The following is a 20,824-nucleotide window of genomic DNA, read 5'->3' on the forward strand; positions in this document are numbered from 1 at the left end:
CAGTAGGCGAGATCGGCCGGCACCAGCGCTTCGCCGCCGAGCAGCAAAGTGCGCGCCGGCGCGGGTGCGTTCGGTTCCAGGGTGGCGTTGAGCAGCTTCAGGTGCGCCGGGGTGAGCTTGAGCAGTTCATAGCCGCCGGCCGGTTGCTGCGCGAGCAGACGCGAGAAATCCTTGTCGGTCTCGATCAGCGTCAGCGGTTGGCCAGCGAGCAGCGGACCGAACAGCAAGGTGACGCTACCGTCGAACGCGGCCGACAGCGTGGTGGCCGAACCATTGCCGTTGCCGCCATCAGCGAAGTACGCGTGCCCGCTCCAGGCGAAGTAATGCGCGGCCGAACGGTGCGCGACCATCACGCCCTTGGGCTTGCCGGTGGAACCGGAGGTGTAGATCACATAGGCCGGGTGCAGCAGTTTCAGCGGCCGCAGTCGGTCGGCGTCGGTGGGATTGGCGGCGCTGCTGCGCGCCAGGCGCTGTTGCAGCGCCGGATCGTCGAGCAGACACACAGGCGCGTGCGCGGGCAACAGGTGGGCGAAGGCTTCGCGACTGAGCACGCGGACCGGCTTGGCGTCGTCCAGCATCGTCGCCAGCCGCTCGCTCGGATTGCCCAGATCCAGCGGCAAATACGCCGCGCCGGCCTTGAGCGTGGCGAGCAGGGCGACCAGCAGATCCAGCGACGGCGGCAGTGCGATCGCCACCACGCTCTCGGGCACCGCGCCTTCTGCGATCAACACGTTGGCCAAGCGGTTGGCGCGTTGATTGAGCGCATCGAAGTCGAGACGCTGCTCGTCGCCAAGCGTCGCTTGGCAGATCGCCGCCAGCGCCGACGGCGTGCGCGCCACCTGGGCCTCGAACAGCGACGGCAACGTCGCTTCGATGACGGTTTGTTCGGTGGCGTTCCAGTCATGCAGCAGGCGCTGCCGCTCGGTTGCGTCCATCAAGTCGATGGCGCCGATGGTCTGCTCGGCGTTCTCGGTCACCGCGTACAGCAGGCGTTCGAAGCGTTGCCACAATGTTTGCACGCTGGCTTCGTCGAACAGGTCGGTCGCGTATTCGATCGCGCCTTGCAGGCCGGCCGGTTCTCCATCGACCAGGGGACGTTCGGAGAACGCGAAGTTGAGATCGAACTTGACCACGTCCGTTTCCAGCGGATGCGCCTGGCAACGCAAGCCGGGCAGGCGCAATTCGCCGACGCTCATGTTCTGCAGCACCACCATCACCTGGAACAGCGGGTGATAGGACAGCGAACGCACCGGATTGAGCGTTTCCACCAACTGCTCGAACGGCAGGTCCTGATGCTCGTAGGCGGCCAGATCGGTGTCGCGCACGCGCGCGAGCAAGGCCGCGAAGCTGGGATCGCCGGAGGTGTCGACGCGCAGCACCAGAGTGTTGAGGAACAGGCCGATCAGATTCTCGAGCGCGGCATCGGTACGCCCGGCCACCGGCGCGCCGAGTGGAATGTCGGTGCCCGAACCCATGCGCGTCAGCAAGGCGGCGACTGCTGCCTGCAAAGCCATGAACAAGGTCGCGCCGTGACGCTGGCTCAGCGTCAGCAGGCGGCGGTGCAGCGCGTCGTCGAACTCAAAATGCGCAGTGCGGCCGCGATAACTGGTGGTGCTGGGACGCGGCCGGTCCGCTGGCAGCGACAGTTGTTCGGGCAGATCGGCCAGGCGTTGCTTCCAGTAGTCGATCTGCTGGCGCAGCAGGCTGTCGCTGTCGTCCTCGCGGCCCATCAATTGCTGCTGCCACAAGGTGTAGTCGGCGTATTGCACCGGCAGTGGCGCCCAGATCGGCGCCGAGCCCGCCAGACGCGCGGCATAGGCCTGCGACAGATCGCGCGACAGCGGCGCCATCGAAGCGCCGTCGCCGGCGATGTGATGCAGCAACAGCAGCAACACGTGGTCTTCGTTGTCGATCCGGAACAGACTCGCGCGCAGCGGCAATTCGCTGCTCAGGTCGAAGGCGTAAGCCGCCGCCTTGCGCAGGCCGGTGTCCAAAGCGTCTTCGTCGGTGTCGACGGTTTCCAGCGCCACGAACGCGGCGCTGTCGTCGAGACTATCGTGCGCTCCCGGCGCGGCCAGAATGTGCTGCCGCGGCGCGTCGCTGTCCGGGAACAGCGTGCGCAGGCTTTCGTGGCGCGCCAACAAATCGTTGATCGCCGCTTGCAGCGCGTCCGCGTCGAGCGGGCCGTGCAGGCGCAGGGCCAGCGGGATGTTGTAAGTGGCGCTGGGTCCTTCGAGTTGATGCAGGAACCACAGCCGATATTGCGCGAACGACAGCGGCAGCTGCTTCGGACGCTCTTGCGCCGTCAACGCCGGCCGGCGCATGCGGTTGCGGTCCAGATGCGGCGCCAGTGCGGCCACGCTGCGTTGTTCGAACAGCACCCGGATCGGCAGTTCCAATTGCAGGCGCGCGCGGATCAAGCCGATCAAGCGAATCGCCAGCAGCGAATGTCCGCCCAGATCGAAGAAGCTGTCGTCAATGCCGACGCGCTCCACGCCCAGCGCTTCGGCGTACAGCGCGCACAGGATGCGCTCGCGTTCGTCGCGTGGCTCGCGCAGGCTGGCGGGCGCGTAGTCCGGGGCCGGTAATGCCTTGCGGTCGAGCTTGCCGTTGGGCAGTTGCGGCAGCGTCGGCAGTGCCACCAGCGCGGTGGGCAGCATGTATTCGGGCAGGCGTTCGGCTAGGTGCACGCGCAGCGCTTCGGCGTCGAATCCGTTCTCGGCGGCGACGTAGGCGACGATCTGGCGCTCGCCAGGACGGTCCTCGCGCACGATCGCGGCGTTGCGGGCGTAGCCGGCGCGGGCCAGCTCGGCCTCGATCTCGCCCAGCTCGATGCGCAGGCCGCGCACCTTGACCTGATGATCGGCGCGGCCGCGATGGACGATGACGCCGTCCTCGCGCCATTGCGCCAGATCGCCGGAACGGTACATGCGTTGGCCGTGCGCGAACGGATCGGCGACGAAGCGTTCGGCGCTGAGTGCGGCGCGGCCGAGATAACCGCGGGCGAGGCAGTCGCCGGCGATGTAGAGCTCGCCCAGCGTTCCCGGCGCAACCGGCTGCAGCGCGCTGTCGAGTACGTAGAAACGGGTGTTGGCGATCGGGCCGCCGATCGGGATCGGGCCGTCTTCGACCTCGCGGCACGGCCACGCGGCCACGCCGATGGAGGTTTCGGTCGGGCCGTAGGAATGATGCAGCGAGCGCCCCAGGCGCTGGGCCACGCGCCGTCGCAGATCGGCCGACAGCGCTTCACCGCCGCAGATGATGCGGCGCAAGCTCGCGCATTGTTCGGCGCTGGCTTCGAGCACGAACACTTCCAGCATCGACGCGACGAAGTGCACCGTGGTGATGCGTTCGCGTTCGATCAGTTCGGCGAGGTAACGCGGTTCGCGATGGCCGTCGGGCCGCGCCAGCACCAGGCGCGCGCCGCGGGTCAGCGGCCAGAACAGTTCCCACACCGACACGTCGAAGCTCGAAGGGGTTTTCTGCAGCACCGCGTCGTCGGCCTGCAGGCCGTATTCGCGCTGCATCCAGTCCAGACGGTTGACCACGCCGCGGTGCGGAATCACCGCGCCCTTTGGCTTGCCGGTCGAACCGGAGGTGTAGATCACATAGGCCGGATGCTCCGGCCGCAGCGTCGCGCTGCGTTCGCCATCGTCGACCGCGTGCGCCGGCCGCGAGGCCACGTGTTCGCACAGCGCGGCGGCGTCGAGCTGCCACAGCGGCGCGGCGGCCGGCAGACGTTCGGTGACGTCGCTGCGCGTGAGCACGCAGGCCGGCGCGGCGTCGGCAAGCATGTCGGCCAGGCGCTCGGGCGGATAGTCGGTGTCCAGCGGCAGATAGGCCGCGCCGCTCTTGAGCACCGCGCACAGCGCGATCGGCAGATCCAGCGAGCGCGGCAGCGCTACGCCGACGATGGATTCCGGACCGATGCCCTGCGCGATCAGCGCGCGTGCCAGACGGTTGCTGCGCGCTTCCAGTTCGGCGTAGCTCAGCGAGGCGCCTTCGAAGCACAGCGCGATGGCGTCGGGTGTGCGCGCGGCTTGCGCCGACAGCAGCGCCGCCAGATGGGTGTGCGGCTGTTCGTGCGCGGTCGCGTTCCAGTCGTGCAGCACGAGTCGGGTTTCATCGGCGTCGAGCAAGTCGATCCGACCCAGCGGCTGCTGTGCGTCCGCGGCGAAAGCTTCGATCAGGCGCTGGTAGCGTCGGCCCAGGCGCAGCACTTGCTCGCGTTCGAGCAGGTCGGGGCGGTAGCTGAGTTTGAGTTGGTACGGCCGACCGGGGATCAGCGCCAAACCGACGGGATAATGCGAGGTGTCGCCGCCGTGGTGGCTGTGCACGGCGATGGCGAGGTCGTCGGGGCCGTCGCCGTCTTCGCCGACCGGGAAGTTCTCGAATATCACCAGGGTGTCGAACAATTCGCCGTGGCCGGCGATGCGCTGGATATCGGCCAACCCGAGGTGCTGATGATCGAGCAGAGCCGACTGCTCGCGCTGCAAGCGTTGCAGCAGCGCGGCGACGGTCTCGTCCGGTCGCCACTGCAGGCGCAGCGGCAAAGTGTTGATGAACAGTCCGACCATCTGCTCGATGCCGGCCAGTTCCGGCGGACGGCCCGACACCGTGGTGCCGAACGCGACATCGTGACGGTGAGTCAGCCGGCCCAGCAGCACGCCCCAGGCCGCCTGCACCACGGTGTTGAGGGTGACGCCGAGCGTGCGCGCCTGCCGAGTCAAGCGCTGCACCAGTTCGTCGGGCAGGTCGATGCGCAAGGTCTCCGGCACCGCCGGCGCGGTGCTGACGGCGGCGATCCGGGTCGGTTCCTCGAAGCCGAGGAAGGCCTCGCGCCAAGCCTCGCGCGCGGCGGCGCTGTCGCGCCCGCCGAGCCAGCGCATGTAGTCGCGGTACGGCACCACCCGCGGCAAGGCGTCGGTGTCGGCGCCGTTGCGATACAGCGCGAACAGTTCCTGCAGCACGATCGGCGTGGACCAGCCGTCGAGCAGGATGTGGTGGCTGTTGAAGATCAGGTAATGGCGCGCGTCCGATTCGCGGATCAGCACGAAGCGCAGCAACGGTGCGCGGGTCAGGTCGAAGCGTTCCTGTGCGTCTTCGGCGATGGCTTGCGCGAGCGCGGCGTCGCGCTGCTCGGGCGCCAGCGTCGACAGGTCCATCTCGCGCCACGGCGCCCGGATGTCGCGCTGGATCACCTGCACCGGTTCCTTGGTTTTGTGGTGCACGAACGCCGCGCGCAGGCTGGCGTGGCGGCGCAGCAACGCGTCGGCGGCGGCGCGCAGCGCGGCCGGGTCGAGCGCGCCGTCGAGGACGAAGGTCATCTGCACCACATAACTGTCCTGCACCTTGTCGTCGTACAAGGCGTGGAACAGGAAGCCGTGCTGCAGAGGCGTCAGCGGCAGGATGTCTTCAATTTTCGAGTTGCGCATAAAGCGATTCCAAGAGTTCGATGTCGGATTGGTCGAGCGCGACCAAGGGCACGTCGGAGGGCGTCAGCGCGGCGCCGTCGGCTTCGCGGGCGAAGTCGGCGATGCGGCGCAGGGCGTCGAACCAGGCGTGGGAGAAGGCCGCCACCGCGGCTTCGTCGAGCAGTTCACCGGCCCAGTTCCAGTTCGCGTACAGACGCGGGCCGCCGGCTTCGTCGCGAACCAGGGCGTTGAGTTCCAGCGGGTGCGCCAAAGGCTGCTCGGCGTCGCCGCCGCCGCCGAAACCGCCGTCTTCGCCGACTGGATTCCAGTCGGCTTCGTTACGACCGGCGTCGTCGCGCACGTCGGCTACAGCGAAACGACCGAGATAGTTGAAGCCCAGCGACGGCGGCGCCAGCGCGGCCAGTTCGGCGCGCGCGGACGGTTCGAGGTGGCGCAACAAGCCGTAGCCGATGCCCTGGTCGGGCACTCGTCGCAGTTGTTCCTTGACCGACTTGAGCGCGCGTTCCAGAGCCTTGCCGCCGGCCAGCGCCTGATCGAGGTCGAAGTCCGCCGCGTCCAGGCGCACCGGGAACAGACTGGTGAACCAGCCGACGGTGCGCGACAGGTCGGCGCCGTCGATCAGGCCTTCCACCGCCGCCGCTTCGCGACCGTGGCCTTCCAGGTCGAAGGCGGCGGCGTGCGCGTCGCCATCGCCGCGCGCGCGCCGCCACTGCAGCGCGGCCAGCAGGAAGGCGCTGAGCAGCACGTCGTTGATGCGGCCGTTGATGCGTTCCGGCGCCTGGGTCAGCAGGACGCGAGTGGTGTCCGCATCCAGGCTGCCGACGTGGGTGCGCATCGTCGCCATGGTGTCGCGGCGCGGATCGAAGGCGCGCGGCAGCCAGGTGCCGCCGTCGCCGGCGAGCATGTCGCGCCACAGCGGCAGTTCGTCGCGGCGGCGTTGTGCGGCTTCGGGCAGGGCCAGGGCCCATTCGCGCAACGAAGTCGGCGCCGGAGCCAGTTCGATCCGGTCGGCCTCGGCGAGCGCCTGCTCATAGGCCGCGCGCAGGTCGGAGATCAGCAGACGCCACGACACGCCGTCGACGGCGAGGTGATGGATCACCAGCAGCAGGCGCGATTCGTCGCCGGCATGGAACCACACCGCTTGCAGCAGGCGGCCGGCAGCGGGATCCAGGCGCCGCTGCGCGGCCTGGGCTTGCGCGGCGACCTCATCCGCCGTCGGCGTGGCGGCTTCGATCGCGAGCAGGCAGTCGTCGGCGCGCACCGCGCCGATCGGCGCGATGTCCAGGCGTTCGCGGTCGAGCACGCGCAGGCGCAGGGCGTGGTGGTGATCGAGCAACGCTTGCAAGGCCTGCGCCAGCGCGCGCGCTTTCAGCGCGGGCACCTTGAGCAGCATCGATTGCTGGTACTGCGCGTACGGCGCGTCTTGTTCGAACAGATCGCGCACGATCGGCGTGGCCGGCAGTCCGCCGACCGGCGCCACCGTCGACGCGGATGCTGCGACGGTGTCTTCGGTGGCGACCGCGGCCAGCGCGCGCACGCTCTGGTGCTGGAACACTTCGCGCGCGCTCAGGCGCAATCCCGCCTGGCGCGCGCGGCCGACCAACTGGATCGAGCTGATGCTGTCGCCGCCGAGGCTGAAGAAACCCTCGTCCAGACCAACCGCGTCCAGGCCCAATATTTCGCCGAACAGTCCCGCCAGGATCTTCTCGCGTTCGTTGGCGTTCTCGTCCGGAGCGGCCGCTGTCGCGGTCGCCTGCGGCGCGGGCAGCGCCTTGCGGTCGAGCTTGCCGTTCGGAGTCAGCGGCAACTCGGGCAGGGCGACGAACGCGGCTGGGACCATGTAGTCCGGCAGGCGTTCGGCCAGCTCGTTCTTGATCCGGGCCAGATCCGCCGCGGCCAGCGCGGGCGCGGCGAGGTAGGCGACCAGTTGCTTGTGACCGGGCCGGTCTTCGCGCGCGATCACCGCATTGGTAGCGAAACCGATCTGCGCGAGCGCGGCTTCGATCTCGCCCGGCTCGATGCGGAAGCCGCGGATCTTGACCTGATGGTCGGCGCGGCCGAGCAGTTCGAGCTGGCCGTCGCAGCGCCAGCGCGCCAGATCGCCGGAGCGGTACATGCGCGCGCCGGCTGTGAACGGGTCGGCTGCGAACGGATCGGCGACGAAGCGTTCCGCGCTCAGGCCAGGACGACCGAGATAGCCGCGCGCCAGACCTTCGCCGGCGATATACAACTCGCCGACCGTGCCGGCCGGCACCGGCCGCAGCCGCGCGTCGAGCACGTGGAAACGGGTGTTGCGCAGCGGCCTGCCGATACTCGGGCGATCGTCGCCGTCGTTCAGCGCGAGGCCGCCGGCATCGACCGTGTACTCGGTAGGGCCGTAGTAGTTGTGGCCGCGCACCTCCGCGTGTCCGCGCAGCATGCGCCACTGAGTCTCGCTGACCGATTCGCCGCCGAGCATCAGCGTGCTTGGATAAGCCCGGCCCGAATCGTCGCTGCCGCCGTCGAGCAGGCCCAGTCGCTGGAGCTGTTCGAAGTGTGTCGGAGTCAGATCGAGCGCATCGATGCGCGCGGCCTGCAGGTGCGTCAGCAGCGCCTCGCCTTCGCGCCGCAGCACGTCGTCGAACACGTGCAGCTCGTGGCCGGCGCACAGGAACAGCAGACCTTCCAGCGAGGTGTCGAAGGCGAAGGTGGCGGTGAGGCCGAAGCGCACGCGGCCGCCACCGGCATGACGCGCGGCATCGGCGATCACGCCGTCGCGGTGGTGCTCGAACAGATTGGTCAGGCCGGCGTGCGACACGACCACGCCCTTGGGCTTGCCCGTCGAACCGGAGGTGTGGATCACGTACGCGGCTTGCTGCGGATGCAACGGCGCGGCGCGGTCGTGCTCGGCCGGCTCGTTCGAGCTATGCCCATTAGAACCGTGCCCGCGCGGATTGCGTTCCGGCATCGACGCCAGTTCGGCGCGGCCCGCGTCCTGGTCTAGCAGCAACGCCGGGCCGGCGTAGCCGAGCGTGGCGCAGATCGAGGCGTGGCCGAGCAGCAGCGCGGGCGCGGCTTCGGCGATCAGCTCGCGCAGGCGCTCGCCCAGATGCTCGGTGTCCAGCGGCAGATACGCCACGCCGGCCTTGAGCGCTCCGAGCATGGCGCAGACCGTGTCGGCCGAACGCGGCAAGGCCAGGGCGACGCGATCCTCGGCCTTGAGGCCGCGCGCGATCAGCGCATGAGCGATGCGGTTGGCGCGGCGGTTGAGCTCGTCGAAGCTCAGCGACTGTTCGCCGCAGACCACCGCCACCGCATCCGGCGTGGCCGCGGCCTGGTGTTCGAACCACTGCGGCAACAGCACGCCCGACGGCGCGATCTGCGGGCCGTGCGAGTGGTGCAGCAACTGGCGGCGCTCGTCGGCGTCGAGCAGTTCGATCTCGCCGATGCGCCGGCGCGGGTCGGCCGCGACCGCTTCGAGCATGCGCTGCAGGCAGCGGCCTATGCGCTTGGCGGTGTCGGTCTCGAACAGATCGCTGGCGTACTCGATGCTGGCGTGCAGACCGGCCGGCGCGCCGAGTGCGTCGTGGGCTTCGCTGAAATCGAAGCTGAGATCGAACTGGGCGATGTCCAGGTCGAACCCGGCCGGGCGCACCTGCAGACCAGGCAGGGCGAGCTCGCCGCTGGCGTGGTTCTGCAGCGACAGCATCACCTGGAACAGCGGATGGTGGGCCATCGAACGCGCGGGTTGCAGCGCGTCGACCAAGCGTTCGAACGGCACGTCCTGATGCTCGTACGCGGCCAGATTGGTTTCGCGCACGCGGCCGAGCAATTCGGCGAAGCCGGGATCGCCGGACAAGTCGGTGCGCAGCACCAAGGTGTTGAGGAACAGGCCGATCAGATCGTGCAAGGACTCGTCGCCGCGGCCGGCGATCGGCGTACCCAGGGCGACGTCGTCGCCGGCGCCGAGCCGGCCCAGCGTCGCCGCCAGCGCGGCCTGCAGCACCATGAACAAGGTCGCGCCCTGGCTCCGCGCCAGCGCCGCCAACCGCGCGTGCAGCGCGGCGTCGAGCGACAGCGGCAGGTGGCCGCCGCGATAGCTCGATTGCGGCGGACGCGGCCGGTCGCTCGGCAATGCGATGCGCTCGGGCAGATCGGCGAGCTGACGCTTCCAGTACTGCAGTTGCTGCGCCAGAGGGCTTTCGGGATCGCGTTCCTCGCCGAGGGTGCGGCGTTGCCACAGGGTGTAGTCGGCGTACTGCACCGGCAGCGGCGCGAACACCGGCGCGCGGCCGCGTTGGCGCGTAGCGTAGGCCTGACTGAGGTCGCGTGCGAGCGGTTGCAGCGAAGCGCCGTCGCCGGCGATGTGGTGCAGCAACAGCAGCAGGGCGTGGCGTTGCGGACCCAGCTCGATCAGGCTCGCACGCAGCGGCAGCTCGCGGCTGAGATCGAAGCGATGCGCGGCCGCGGCCGACAGCGCCGCGTGCAGCCCGGCCTCGTTGCTGCGGGCGCGGTGCAGACGCAACGTCGCCTCGCTCGTCGGCAGCACTCGCTGTTGGGGCACGTCCCCGGCCGGGAACAGCGTGCGCAGGCTTTCGTGTCGCGCGACGACGTCGTTCAAAGCGGCTTCCAACGCATCACCGTCGAGCTCGCCGTCCAGGCGCAGCGCCAGGGGGATGTTGTAGGTCGCGCTCGGGCCTTCGAAACGGTGCAGGAACCACAGCCGCTGTTGGGCGAACGACAACGGCAGCAGCACCGGCCGCACCTGCGGCGTCAGCGCCTCGCGCGCGGTGCCGCCCGAAGGCAGGCGTCGCGCCAGGGTTTCCACGGTGGGCGCGTCGAACAACGCGCGGATCGGCAATTCGACATCGAAGGTCGCGCGGATGCGGCCGATCAAACGGGTGGCCAGCAGCGAATGGCCGCCGAAGGCGAAGAAGTTGTCTTCCGCGCCGATGCGCTCCAGTCCCAGCACTTCGGCGAACAACGAACACAGCAGTTGTTCGGTGGCGTTGGCCGGATCGCGCGACAGCGTTTGCGCGGCGAACTCCGGTGCCGGCAACGCCTTGCGATCGAGCTTGCTGCCGTTGGCGGTCAGCGGCAGCGCGTCGAGCGCGACGAACGCGGCCGGTACCATGTACTCGGGTAGGCGCATGGCCAGGCACTTGCGCAACGCGCCGGTATCGACGGGCTCGGACGAGACCAGATAGGCCACCAGTTGCGGATGGCCCTGGCGGTCTTCGCGCACGATCGCAGCGTTGCCCGGATAGCCGCATTGCGCCAGCGCGGACTGCACTTCGCCCAGTTCGATGCGGAAGCCGCGCAGCTTCACTTGCTGATCGACGCGGCCGAGGTAATCGAGCTGACCGTCCTCGCGCCGTCGCGCCAGATCGCCGCTGCGATACATGCGCTGGCCGACGTGGAAGGGATCGGCGACGAAGCGCTCGGCGCTCAGGCCCGGACGGTCGAGATAACCGCGCGCCAAGCCGGCGCCGGCGATGTACAACTCACCGGCGACGCCGGCCGGCACCGGCCGCAGCATCGCGTCGAGCACGTACAGGCGGGTGTTGGCGACCGGATCGCCGAGCGGCGGCGCCGCGCCGGCGAGGCCGGTTTCGTCCAGCGCTTGGCTCATCGCCGCGCAGATGGTGATCTCGGTCGGGCCGTAAGCGTTGACCAGACGGCGGCCATCGCGCGACCACGCCGCGGCCACGTGCGGCGGGCAAGCTTCGCCACCGACGATCAGCGTTTTCGGCCAGGCCAATGCGGCCGGATCCAGGCTGCCGAGCGCGCTCGGCGGAATCAGGCTGTGGCTGATGCGCTGCTCGGCGAGAGTGCGCGCGAGCGCGTCGCCGAGCAGCAGGCCCGGCGCCGGCAGCACCAGGGTGGCGCCGGCGGCGAAGCACATCAGCATTTCCATCGCCGCCGCGTCGAAACTCATCGAGGCGAACTGCAGCACCCGACTGCCGGCGTCGAGGCCGAAGCGTTCGATCTGGCTGTGGACGAGGCTGGGAATGCCGGCGTGAGTGATGCACACGCCCTTGGGCTGGCCGGTCGAGCCGGAGGTGTAGATCACGTAGGCCGGATGCTGCGGCGACAGCGCGTGCATGCGTTCGGCGTCGGACGGATCGTGGCCGGCAGCGTGGGCGATTTCGTTGCCAAATCCTGCCGACCCGGCCGACCCGGCCGGTCCGGACGCATCGTCGATCAGCAGCAGCGGCGCGTCCTGCGGCAGCCGCGCGGCGGTGGCGCGGGTGACCAGTACATAGCGGGGACGTGCGTCGCCGATGGTGTATTCCAGGCGTTCGAGCGGGTGATCGGCGTCGAGCGGCAGATACGCCGCGCCAGCCTTGAGAATGCCGAGCACCGCAACGATGGTGTCGAACGAACGCGGAATCGCCAGGGCGATGCGGTCCTCCGGGCCGACGCCGCGCGCGATCAGCGCGTGCGCCACGCGGTTCGCGCGACGGTTGAGTTCGGCGTAGCTGAGCTCGCCTTGCGAGCCAGCCAACGCGATCGCATCCGGCGCGCTTGCGGCGCGCTGCTGGAACCAGGCCGGCACGGTCGCGGCGGGCAGCTCGCGCTCGGTGTCGTTGCAGTCGTACAGCACGCGCCGGCGCTCGCGGTCGTCGAGCAGATCGAAGTGCTCCAGGCTGCGCTGCGGATGCGCGGCGACGGCGTCGAGCAGGCGCGACAGGCGTTCGGCCAATCGCTGCACGCTCAGTGCGTCCAGTCGCTGCGGGTCGAAGTTGAAACGCAGCGACAGGCGCTGGCCCGGCGTGACCAACAGACTCAACGGATAGTGAGTGGCGTCGCTGCTGCCGAAGCCGGTGATGCTGAGCTCGCCCAGCGCACTGGCCAGACCGTCGTGATCGATCGGATAGTTCTCGAACACGTACAGCGTGTCGAACAACCGCTCGAACCCGGCGTAGCGCTGCAACTGGGCCAGGTCCAGGTGCTGATGTTCCATCAACGCGGTCTGCTGGCGCTGCAACTCCTGCAGCAGGTCGACGAAGCTGCGCTTGGGGCCCAGACGCAGACGTGTCGGCACGGTGTTGATGAACAAGCCGATCATGCGTTCGACTTCGCCGAGTTCCGCCGGGCGCGTCGACACCGTGGTGCCGATGACCACGTCGTCGCGGCCGAGCATACGGCCCAGCAGCAGGCCCCACGCACCCTGGATCAGGATGTTCAAGGTCAGGCCGTGGCGCCGCGCCAGTTGCGCCAGCGTGCGCGTCAGACCTTCGGGCAATAGCAGTTCGTGCAGGCTCTGGCGGCCAGATGCGTGCGGGTGCGAGGGCAGCAGCAGGGTCGGCTCATCGATGCCGTCGAGCGCTTCGCGCCAGGCGCGTTCGCCCAGGTCCGAGTCGCGCGCGCGCAGCCAGTGCAGGTAATCGCGGTAGACGCCGGCGCGCGGCAGCGGCGAGCCGGAATACAGCGCGAACAGTTCCTGCACCAGCAGCGGCATCGACCAGCCGTCGAGCAGGATGTGGTGATTGGCGATCAGCAGGCGATGGCTGACGCGGCCGTCCGCGCCGCTGCCGAGCGCGAGCAGGGTGAAGCGCATCAGCGGCGCCTGCGCCAGATCGAAACGTCGGCTGCGGTCGAGTTCGGCGATACGCGCTGCTTCTGTCTCGATAGCATCGGTCGGATGCGCGGACAGATCGATATGGCGCCAGTCCAGCGGAATCTCGCGCGGAATCACCTGCACCGGCTGCTCCAGACCACGCTGCACGAACGCCGCCGACAAGTGCGGATGGCGTTGCATCAGCGCGCGCGCGGCGTCGCGCAGCGCGGCATGGTCGAGCGGGCCGTCGAGATCGAAGCCCACCTGGACCACGTACGGGTCGGGGCCCTCGTGCTCGTACAGCGTGTGGAACAGCAGGCCGTGCTGCAGCGGCGTCAGCGGCAGCAGGTCGGCGACGCCGCCGGTGTCGTGGTAGTCGCGTTCGAGGCGTTCGATGTCTTCCTGGCCGAGCGCGGTCAGCGCCACGTCGGACGGACTCAGGCCGCCGCAGCGCGCGTCGCTGGTCAGCGCGGCCAGCGCGCGCAGGGCGCGGGCGAAGGTCTGCGCGAGGTCTTCGATCTGCGCCTGCGAAAACAGCGCGCGCGGCCACGACCAAGTAGCGACGAACTCGGGGCCGTCGTCGCGATCCTGGGTCAGCGCGTTGAGCTCGATGGCGTGGGCGATCGGCAAGCTCTCGCCGCCGGCCGGCGCCATCGTTTCGGCAGCAGCGCTCCAGTCGGTGCCGCTCGGGTCAACATCACTGGAGCCGGCGCGTCCACCGACAGCGAAGCGGCCGAGGTAGTTGAAGCTGACCTGAGGCTGCGGCAACGCCGCCAACACCGGCGCTGATTCCGGATTGAAGCAGCGCAGCGCGCCGTAACCCAGGCCGTGGTCCGGCATCGCGCGCAGTTGTTCCTTGATCCGCTTGAGCGTGCGTTCGAGTTCGCGCCCGCCGCTCAGCGCCTGGATTTGATCGATCTCCTCCAGGTCCAGGCGCAGCGGATACAGGCTGGTGAACCAACCGACCGTGCGCGACAGATCGAGCTCGCTGTGCGCGCTTTCGCGGCCATGACTTTCCAGATCGAGCAGCAGGCTTTCGCAGGCGCGACCGCCGTGGCGGCGGCGCCAATCACCCAGGGCCAACGCGAAGGCGCTGAGCAGCACGTCGTTGATGCCGGTGTGGAAGCGCGCTGGCAGCACGGTGAGCAGAGGCGCGGCCACCGCGGCGGGCAGACTCAGGCTGTAGTGACCGCATGCGGCGCCGATGTCGCGGGCCGGATCCAGTGCTACAGGCGACAGCGGCGGGTCGATGCTTGCTGCGACGTCGCGCCAATACGGCAATTCGGCCACGCGCGCCGGCGAAGTCGCTTGTTCCTGCATCTGCGCGGTCCACGCCCGCAGCGAATGACTGCGTGCGGTGAACGCCGGTTCGCGGCCGGCGGCGAGCGATTGAACCGCATCGCGCAAGTCGGGGATGAGGATGCGCCAGGACACGCCGTCGACGGCGAGGTGATGGATGCACAGCAGCAGACGGCCACTGGCGTCGTCGCCAGCATCGAACCACACGGCTTGCAGCAGCTCGCCGGTGTCGGTGGCGAGGCTTTGCGCGGCCAGCGCGGCCGCTGCGTCGAGAGCGGCTTGCAGCGCGGCCTCGTCGAGTCCGGCGATGTCGACGCGGCGCAGGCCGAAGCGGGCGGATTCGGGCTCCGGCACTTGCAGCGTCCAGGCGCCGTCGTTGCGGCGCAGTTGCAGGCGCAGCGCGTCGTGGTGTCGCACCAGCGCGGCCAGCGCGTCGCGCAGCACGTGCTGCGACAGACCGCCCGGCACGCGCAGCAGCACGCGCTGGTTGAAGCCGTCCAGCGGCGCCTCGCGGTCGAGGAACCATTGCAGGATCGGCAGCGGCGCCAGCGCGCCGACCGGTTCGTCGACCAGCGCCGGCGCGCCGGCATCGGCGTCGCGCGCGATCCGCGCCAACGCCGCCACGTTCTGGTGCTGGAACACTTCGCGTGGGGTGATCAGCAGCCCGGCCTTGCGCGCCAAGCCGACCAACTGGATAGACAGAATGCTGTCGCCGCCGAGATCGAAGAAGCTGTCGGCGACGCTGACCCGCGGCAGACCCAGCACCTGCGCGTACAGCGCGGCCAGCGTTTGCTCGCGCTCGTTGCCGGCAGCGCGGTGCTGGCCGGCGCCGAGGTCGGGCGCAGGCAAAGCCTTGCGGTCGATCTTGCCGTTCGGCGTCAGCGGCATTTGCGGCAACAACACCAGCAGCGGCTGCATGTAGTCGGGCAGCTGCGCGGCGATGTGCCGGCGCAGGTCGGCGAACTGGTCGAACGTGGACGGCTCGTTGCTGCAGGCCGACAGTTCGCGCACCGCGACCGGGCGGTGCAGGTCGGCGATGGTGCGGCCGTCTTCGCGCCAGAACAGCAGTTCCAGTTGATCATCGGTGCCGTCGCCGGCCCAGGTGCTGGCGGCGTGCAGACTCAAGGCCGCGGCGGCGGCGATCAGCGCTTCGCTGCGCGCGTGGACGCGGTCGCCGGCGTCGAGCAGGCGATCGCGCGTGGCGGCCACCGGTTCGCCGTCGACCAGTGCGCGCAGCGCATCGGTTTCCGGCTGCAAATGATCGTTCGGTACGCCCGTCAGGCGCAGGCCGTCGCCACGCTCGCGCAGCAGATGCGCGAACGCGTCGTCGTCCTCCAGTGCCGGTGTCCATGCGACGGCAGGCCACGCGGCCGCCGAGCGCAGCGGTAGCGGGCCCTTGCGCAGCACGACTTCGTAGCGGTGGCGGCTGAGTTCGTTGCCGTAGCCGCTGCGCTTGGTCTGGATATCGACCGCGCAGATCGCATCGTCGCGTTCGGCCGCCGCAGCGAAGAATTCCGGCGCGACCAGCAGTTCCTTCTCGGCCAGCCGCAACTGTTCGGCGCGGCGAAGCAAGGTGGCCGTATCGGTGTCGTCATCGCTCTGATGCAGAGCGATCGCGGTGGCGAAGCTGCGCTGCAGGCGCAGGTTACGCACGTCGCCCAGGTACAGCGCGCCGCCGGGCGCGAGCAAGCGCATCGCCTGGCCGATGGTCTGCGCCAGGTACTCGCCGTTGGGGAAATACTGCAGCACCGAGTTGATCACGATCGCGTCGAAGCGTTCGCCCGGCGCAAGGCCGGCGTCGAGGCCGGCCATCTCGTGGGCCGGTCGCGCATACAGTTCGACCTTGCCGGCCAGCGCCGGTTGCTGCGCGACTTCGGCGCGTAAGCGCTCGACCGTGGCCGCCGACAGGTCGGTGCCGTGGTAGGCGCGCACGTGCGGCGCCACCTGCGACAGGATCAGGCCGCTGCCGACGCCGATTTCCAGCACTCGTTCGGGATTGAGTTCGAGGATCCGTTCGACCGTGCGCGCGCGCCATTCGCGCATCTGCTCCAGCGGAATTTCGCTGCCGTCGTAGCTGCTGTTCCAGCCGTGGAAGTTCTCGCCGAAGGCGTGTGCGCCGTCGAGCGCCTTGTCGCCGTACAAATCTTGGTAGATGGTTTCCCACTCGCCGATCTGGCGCGCCTCGCGATCTTCGTCGCGCGCGTCGGGCTCGCGTTCCAGCACCACGTAACCGACCAGTTGCTTGTGTCCGGGTACGTCCTCGCGGGCGACGACAATCGACTGCGCCACCGCCGGATGGTGTTGCAGCGCCGATTCGATCTCGCCCAGTTCGATACGGAAGCCGCGAATCTTGACCTGATGATCGACGCGGCCGAGGAACTCGAGCTGTCCCTCGCGATTCCAGCGCGCGAGATCGCCGCTGCGGTACATGCGCTCACCGGGTGCGAACGGATCGGCGACGAAACGCTCGGAGGTGAGCGCGGCACGGCCGAGATAGCCGCGCGCCAGGCCGGCGCCGGCCAGGTACAACTCGCCGGCCACGCCGGCGGGCACCGGTTGCAGACCGGCGTCGAGCACGTACACGCGCGCGCCGCGGATCGGCGCGCCGATCGGCGCATCGACCGCGCCGGTCAGGGGCGTGCTCATCGTCGCGCACACCGTGGTTTCGGTCGGCCCGTAGGCATTGGTCATGCGGCGCCCACGCGACCACGCGTCCACCAGCGTCGGCGCGCAGGCCTCGCCGGCGACGATCAGGTCGCGCAGCTGCGGCACGGCGTCGGCGTCGAGCACCGGCAGCGCGGCCGGCGGCAGGGTCGCGTGGGTAACGCCGTGTTCGCGCATCAGCGCGGTCAGCGCTTCGCCCGGACGCACTTGTTCGGCGTCGCCCATCACCAGCGCGGCGCCCGACAGCAGCGCCATGCACAGTTCCCAGAACGCGGCGTCAAAGCTCAGCGAGGCGAACTGCAACACGCGCGCGCCGGGTCCGACTTCGAACGCGGCGGTTTGCGCGGCCAGCAGGCTCGGCACGCCGGCATGACTGACCACCACGCCCTTGGGCCGGCCGGTGGAGCCGGAGGTGTAGATGACGTACGCGGCCTGATGCGGCGAGACGATGCGTCCGCGCGGTGCATCGACCGCTTGCGCGGCCAGCGTCTGCACGGTCTGCGCCGCGTCGAGCAGCCACGGCGCGACGCCGTGCTCGGGCAGGCGCGCTTCGATCTCGCGGCGGCTGATCAGCCGCGCCGGCTTGGCGTCGGGGAGCATGTAGGCCAGCCGCTCCGGCGGATAGTCCGGATCCAGCGGCAGATAGGCCGCGCCGGCCTTGAGCGCGCCGAGCGCGGCGACCACCATTTCTGGCGAGCGCGGCAAGGCGATGGCGATGCGATCCTCGGCGCCGATGCCTTCGGCGATCAACGCATGCGCGACGCGATTGGCGCGGCGATCGAGTTCGGCGTAACTCCAGCACTGGTCGCGGTACAACAGCGCCGGCGCGTCGGGATCGCGCGCGACCTGGCGTTCGAACAGTTCGACGATGGTCGCCGTGGCCGGCACCGCGACGCCGTCGCTGGCGCGCTGGCGCAATTCGGTGCGTTCTTCGACGTCGAGCAAGTCGATGTCGGCGATCTTGCGCGCGGGATCCGCGCAGGCCGCGTCGAGCAACCGCAGCAGGCGTTGCCACAGCCGGGCTACGCTGGATTCGTCGAACAGGTCGGTGGCGTACTCGATGTTGCCGGCCAACCCCGCCGGCGTACCGTCGGCGTCGTGCCGTTCGTTGAGGTTGAAGAACAAGTCGAATTTGGCCGTGCGGAAGTCGGCCGGATGCTCCGACACCTCCAGCCCCGGCAGTTCCAGCGCGGCTTCTTCGACGTTCTGCAACACCAGACCGACCTGGAACAGCGCGTGGTGCGCGGTCGAGCGCACCGGGTTGAGCAGTTCGACCAATCGCTCGAACGGCGCGTCCTGGTGGGTGTAGGCGGCCAGCGCGGTGGCGCGCACGCGGCCGAGCAGGGTGGCGAAGTCCGGGCGGCCGGACAGATCCGTGCGCAGCACCAGAGTGTTGACGAAGAAGCCGACGAGTTCGTCCAGCGCCTGGTCGTTGCGTCCGGCGATGGCGCTGCCGACCGCGATGTCCTCGCCCGCGCCGAGCCGGTGCAGCAGCGCCGACAAGCCGGCTTGCAGCACCATGAACATGCTCGCCTCATGGCGGTGCGCGAGTTGCAGCAGGCGCGCGTGCAAAGACGCGTCGATGTGCAGCGCCCACTGCCGGCCGCGCAGGCTGGCGATGGCCGGGCGTGGCCGGTCGGTCGGCAGCTCGATGCGTTCGGGCAGGTCGGCCAGCTGTTCGCGCCAATAGTCGAACTGCTGCGCGATCAGGCTGTCGGCATCGAGTTCGCTGCCGAGCAGACGCTGCTGCCACAGGGTGTAATCGGGGTATTGCACCGGCAGCGGCGCCCAGTCCGGCGCCTGCCCGCGCAGACGCGCGGCATAGGCGCGACCGAGATCGCGCGCCAGCGGCGCCAGCGAGGAACCGTCGCCGGCGATGTGATGCAACACCACCAGCAACACGTGGTCGTCTTCGCTCGCGCTCAGCACGCTGACCCGCAGCGGCAGTTCCGTGCCGAGGTCGAACACGTGCAGGGCGCGGCCCTGAAGTTCTCGCTCCAGCGTGTGCGCATCGACGCGCACGAATTCGAGCACGTTGCCCGCGTCCTCGGCGGCGATCACCTGTTGGCAGGGGGCACCGTCGATATCCGGGAACGTCGTGCGCAAGCTCTCGTGGCGGGCCAGCACATCGGCCACGGCGGCATCGAGCGCGGCGCGATCCAGGCGTCCGCGCAGGCGCACCGGCATCGAGATGTTGTAGGCCGCGCCGGCGCTTTCGCGCGCGCTGTCGTGGCCGGACTGGCGCTCGAACTGCTGGATGAACCACAGCCGGCGCTGCGCGTAGGACAACGGCAGCCGCGGCGGCCGCGCCTGCGGGAGCAGCGGCGGACGCGCGCCGTGCGCGCCGGGCAGCGCCTGCGACAGCGCGTCCACGGTCGGCGCTTCGAACAGCGTGCGCAGCGGCAATTCCACCGCCAGTTCGGCGCGGATGCGGCTGACCAGACGGGTGGCGAGCAGCGAATGGCCGCCGAGGGCGAAGAAATGATCGTCCAGACCGACGCGCTCCACGCCCAGCACTTCCGCGAACAGCGCGCACAGCAGCGCTTCGCGCGCGTTACGCGGAGCGCGGCCTTCGCCGGCGGCGAACTCGGGCGCCGGCAGCGCCTTGCGGTCGAGCTTGCCGTTGGGAGTCAGCGGCAGCGTATCGAGCGCCACCACCGCGGCGGGCAGCATGTAGTCGGGCAGGTGCGCGCTCAGCTGTTGCCGCAGCGCGACCGCATCGACGGCTTCGGCGGTCGCCACGTACGCGACCAGTTGCTTGTGGCCCGGCGCGTCCTCGCGCAGCAGCACGGCGTTGCGGGGATAACCCACTTGCGCCAGCACGGCTTCGATCTCGCCGAGCTCGATGCGGAAGCCGCGCAGTTTCACCTGATTGTCGACCCGGCCCAGGCAATTCAGGCGGCCGTCGGCGCGGAAGCGCGCCAGATCGCCGGTGCGGTACATGCGCGCGCCGGGTTCGAACGGATGGGCGACGAAGCGTTCGGCGGTCAGCGCGGCGCGTTCGTGGTAGCCGCGCGCCAGGCCGTCGCCGGCGATGTACAACTCGCCGGCGACGCCCGCCGGCACCGGTTGCAGATGCGCATCGAGCACGTAAACGCGGGTGTTGTCGAGCGGCCGGCCGATACTGACGGGCGCGCCGGTTTCGACTGGGTCGAGCAAGGACCACACCGTGGTTTCGGTGGGGCCGTACATGTTCCACAGCGCGCCGGCGTCGGCGCTCAAATAGTCGGCAAGATCCGGCGGCAGCGCTTCGCCGCCGCACAGCAGGCGCATCGACTCGTGCGGGCGCCAGCCGTGGTTGCGCAGCATTTGCCAGGTCGCGGGTGTGGCCTGGATCAGGTCCGGCGCGACGCGCTCGATGTGTGCGGCGAGTTGTTGCGCATCGCTAGCGGTGTCGCGGTCGAGCAGATGCACGCAGCCGCCCTGCCACAGCGGCAGGTACAGCTCCAGGCCTGCGATGTCGAACGAGATCGGGGTCAGCGCGAGCAGGCGTTCGCCCGCGTGCATGCCCGGGCTGCGCGCCATCGAGCGCAGGAAATTGGCCAGCGCGTGCTGCTCGACGGTCACGCCCTTGGGGCGACCGGTCGAGCCGGAGGTGTAGATGGTGTACGCGGCGGAGCGGCCGTGGATCAGCGCGAAGCCGGTGGCATCGGCGGGGTTGTGCGTGGGCGCGTGCCCGATCGCGGCGCGGGTGTGCGGGTCGTCGAGCAGCAGCACCGCTTCGCGGCGATGCTCGATATCGCCGACGACCGCGGCCGATGCCGCATCGGTGATCAATGCCGCCGGCTTGGCGTCGTCGAGCATGTAGGCGATGCGCTCGGCCGGATAATCCGGGTCCACCGGCACGTACGCGGCACCGCTCTTGAGCACGGCGAGCAGAGCG

2 protein-coding genes (both running past the window's edge) are annotated in these 20,824 nt (G+C 69.6%); both read right to left on the reverse strand.

Annotated elements, in window-relative coordinates; all coding sequences use genetic code 11:
• On the reverse strand, nucleotides 1–5,435 hold the 5' portion of the coding sequence (locus tag ACTOWJ_RS05010; protein ID WP_441333504.1) for a non-ribosomal peptide synthase/polyketide synthase. Its footprint begins 16,798 nt before the window's first position; the window shows 5,435 of its 22,233 coding nt (coding positions 1–5,435); it begins with the start codon at nucleotides 5,433–5,435; the stop codon falls past the left edge of the window.
• Nucleotides 5,416–20,824: the 3' portion of a non-ribosomal peptide synthase/polyketide synthase gene (locus ACTOWJ_RS05015; protein WP_441333505.1), read on the reverse strand. It continues 12,485 nt past the right edge of the window; 15,409 of the gene's 27,894 nt are visible here — the last part of the coding sequence; its start codon lies off the right edge, out of view — the gene reads right to left on this strand; its stop codon occupies nucleotides 5,416–5,418. The genes ACTOWJ_RS05010 and ACTOWJ_RS05015 overlap by 20 nt, the downstream gene beginning before the upstream one ends.

The sequence above is a fragment of the Lysobacter sp. CA199 genome, assembly GCF_052078715.1.
In the GTDB taxonomy this organism is placed as follows: domain Bacteria; phylum Pseudomonadota; class Gammaproteobacteria; order Xanthomonadales; family Xanthomonadaceae; genus Lysobacter.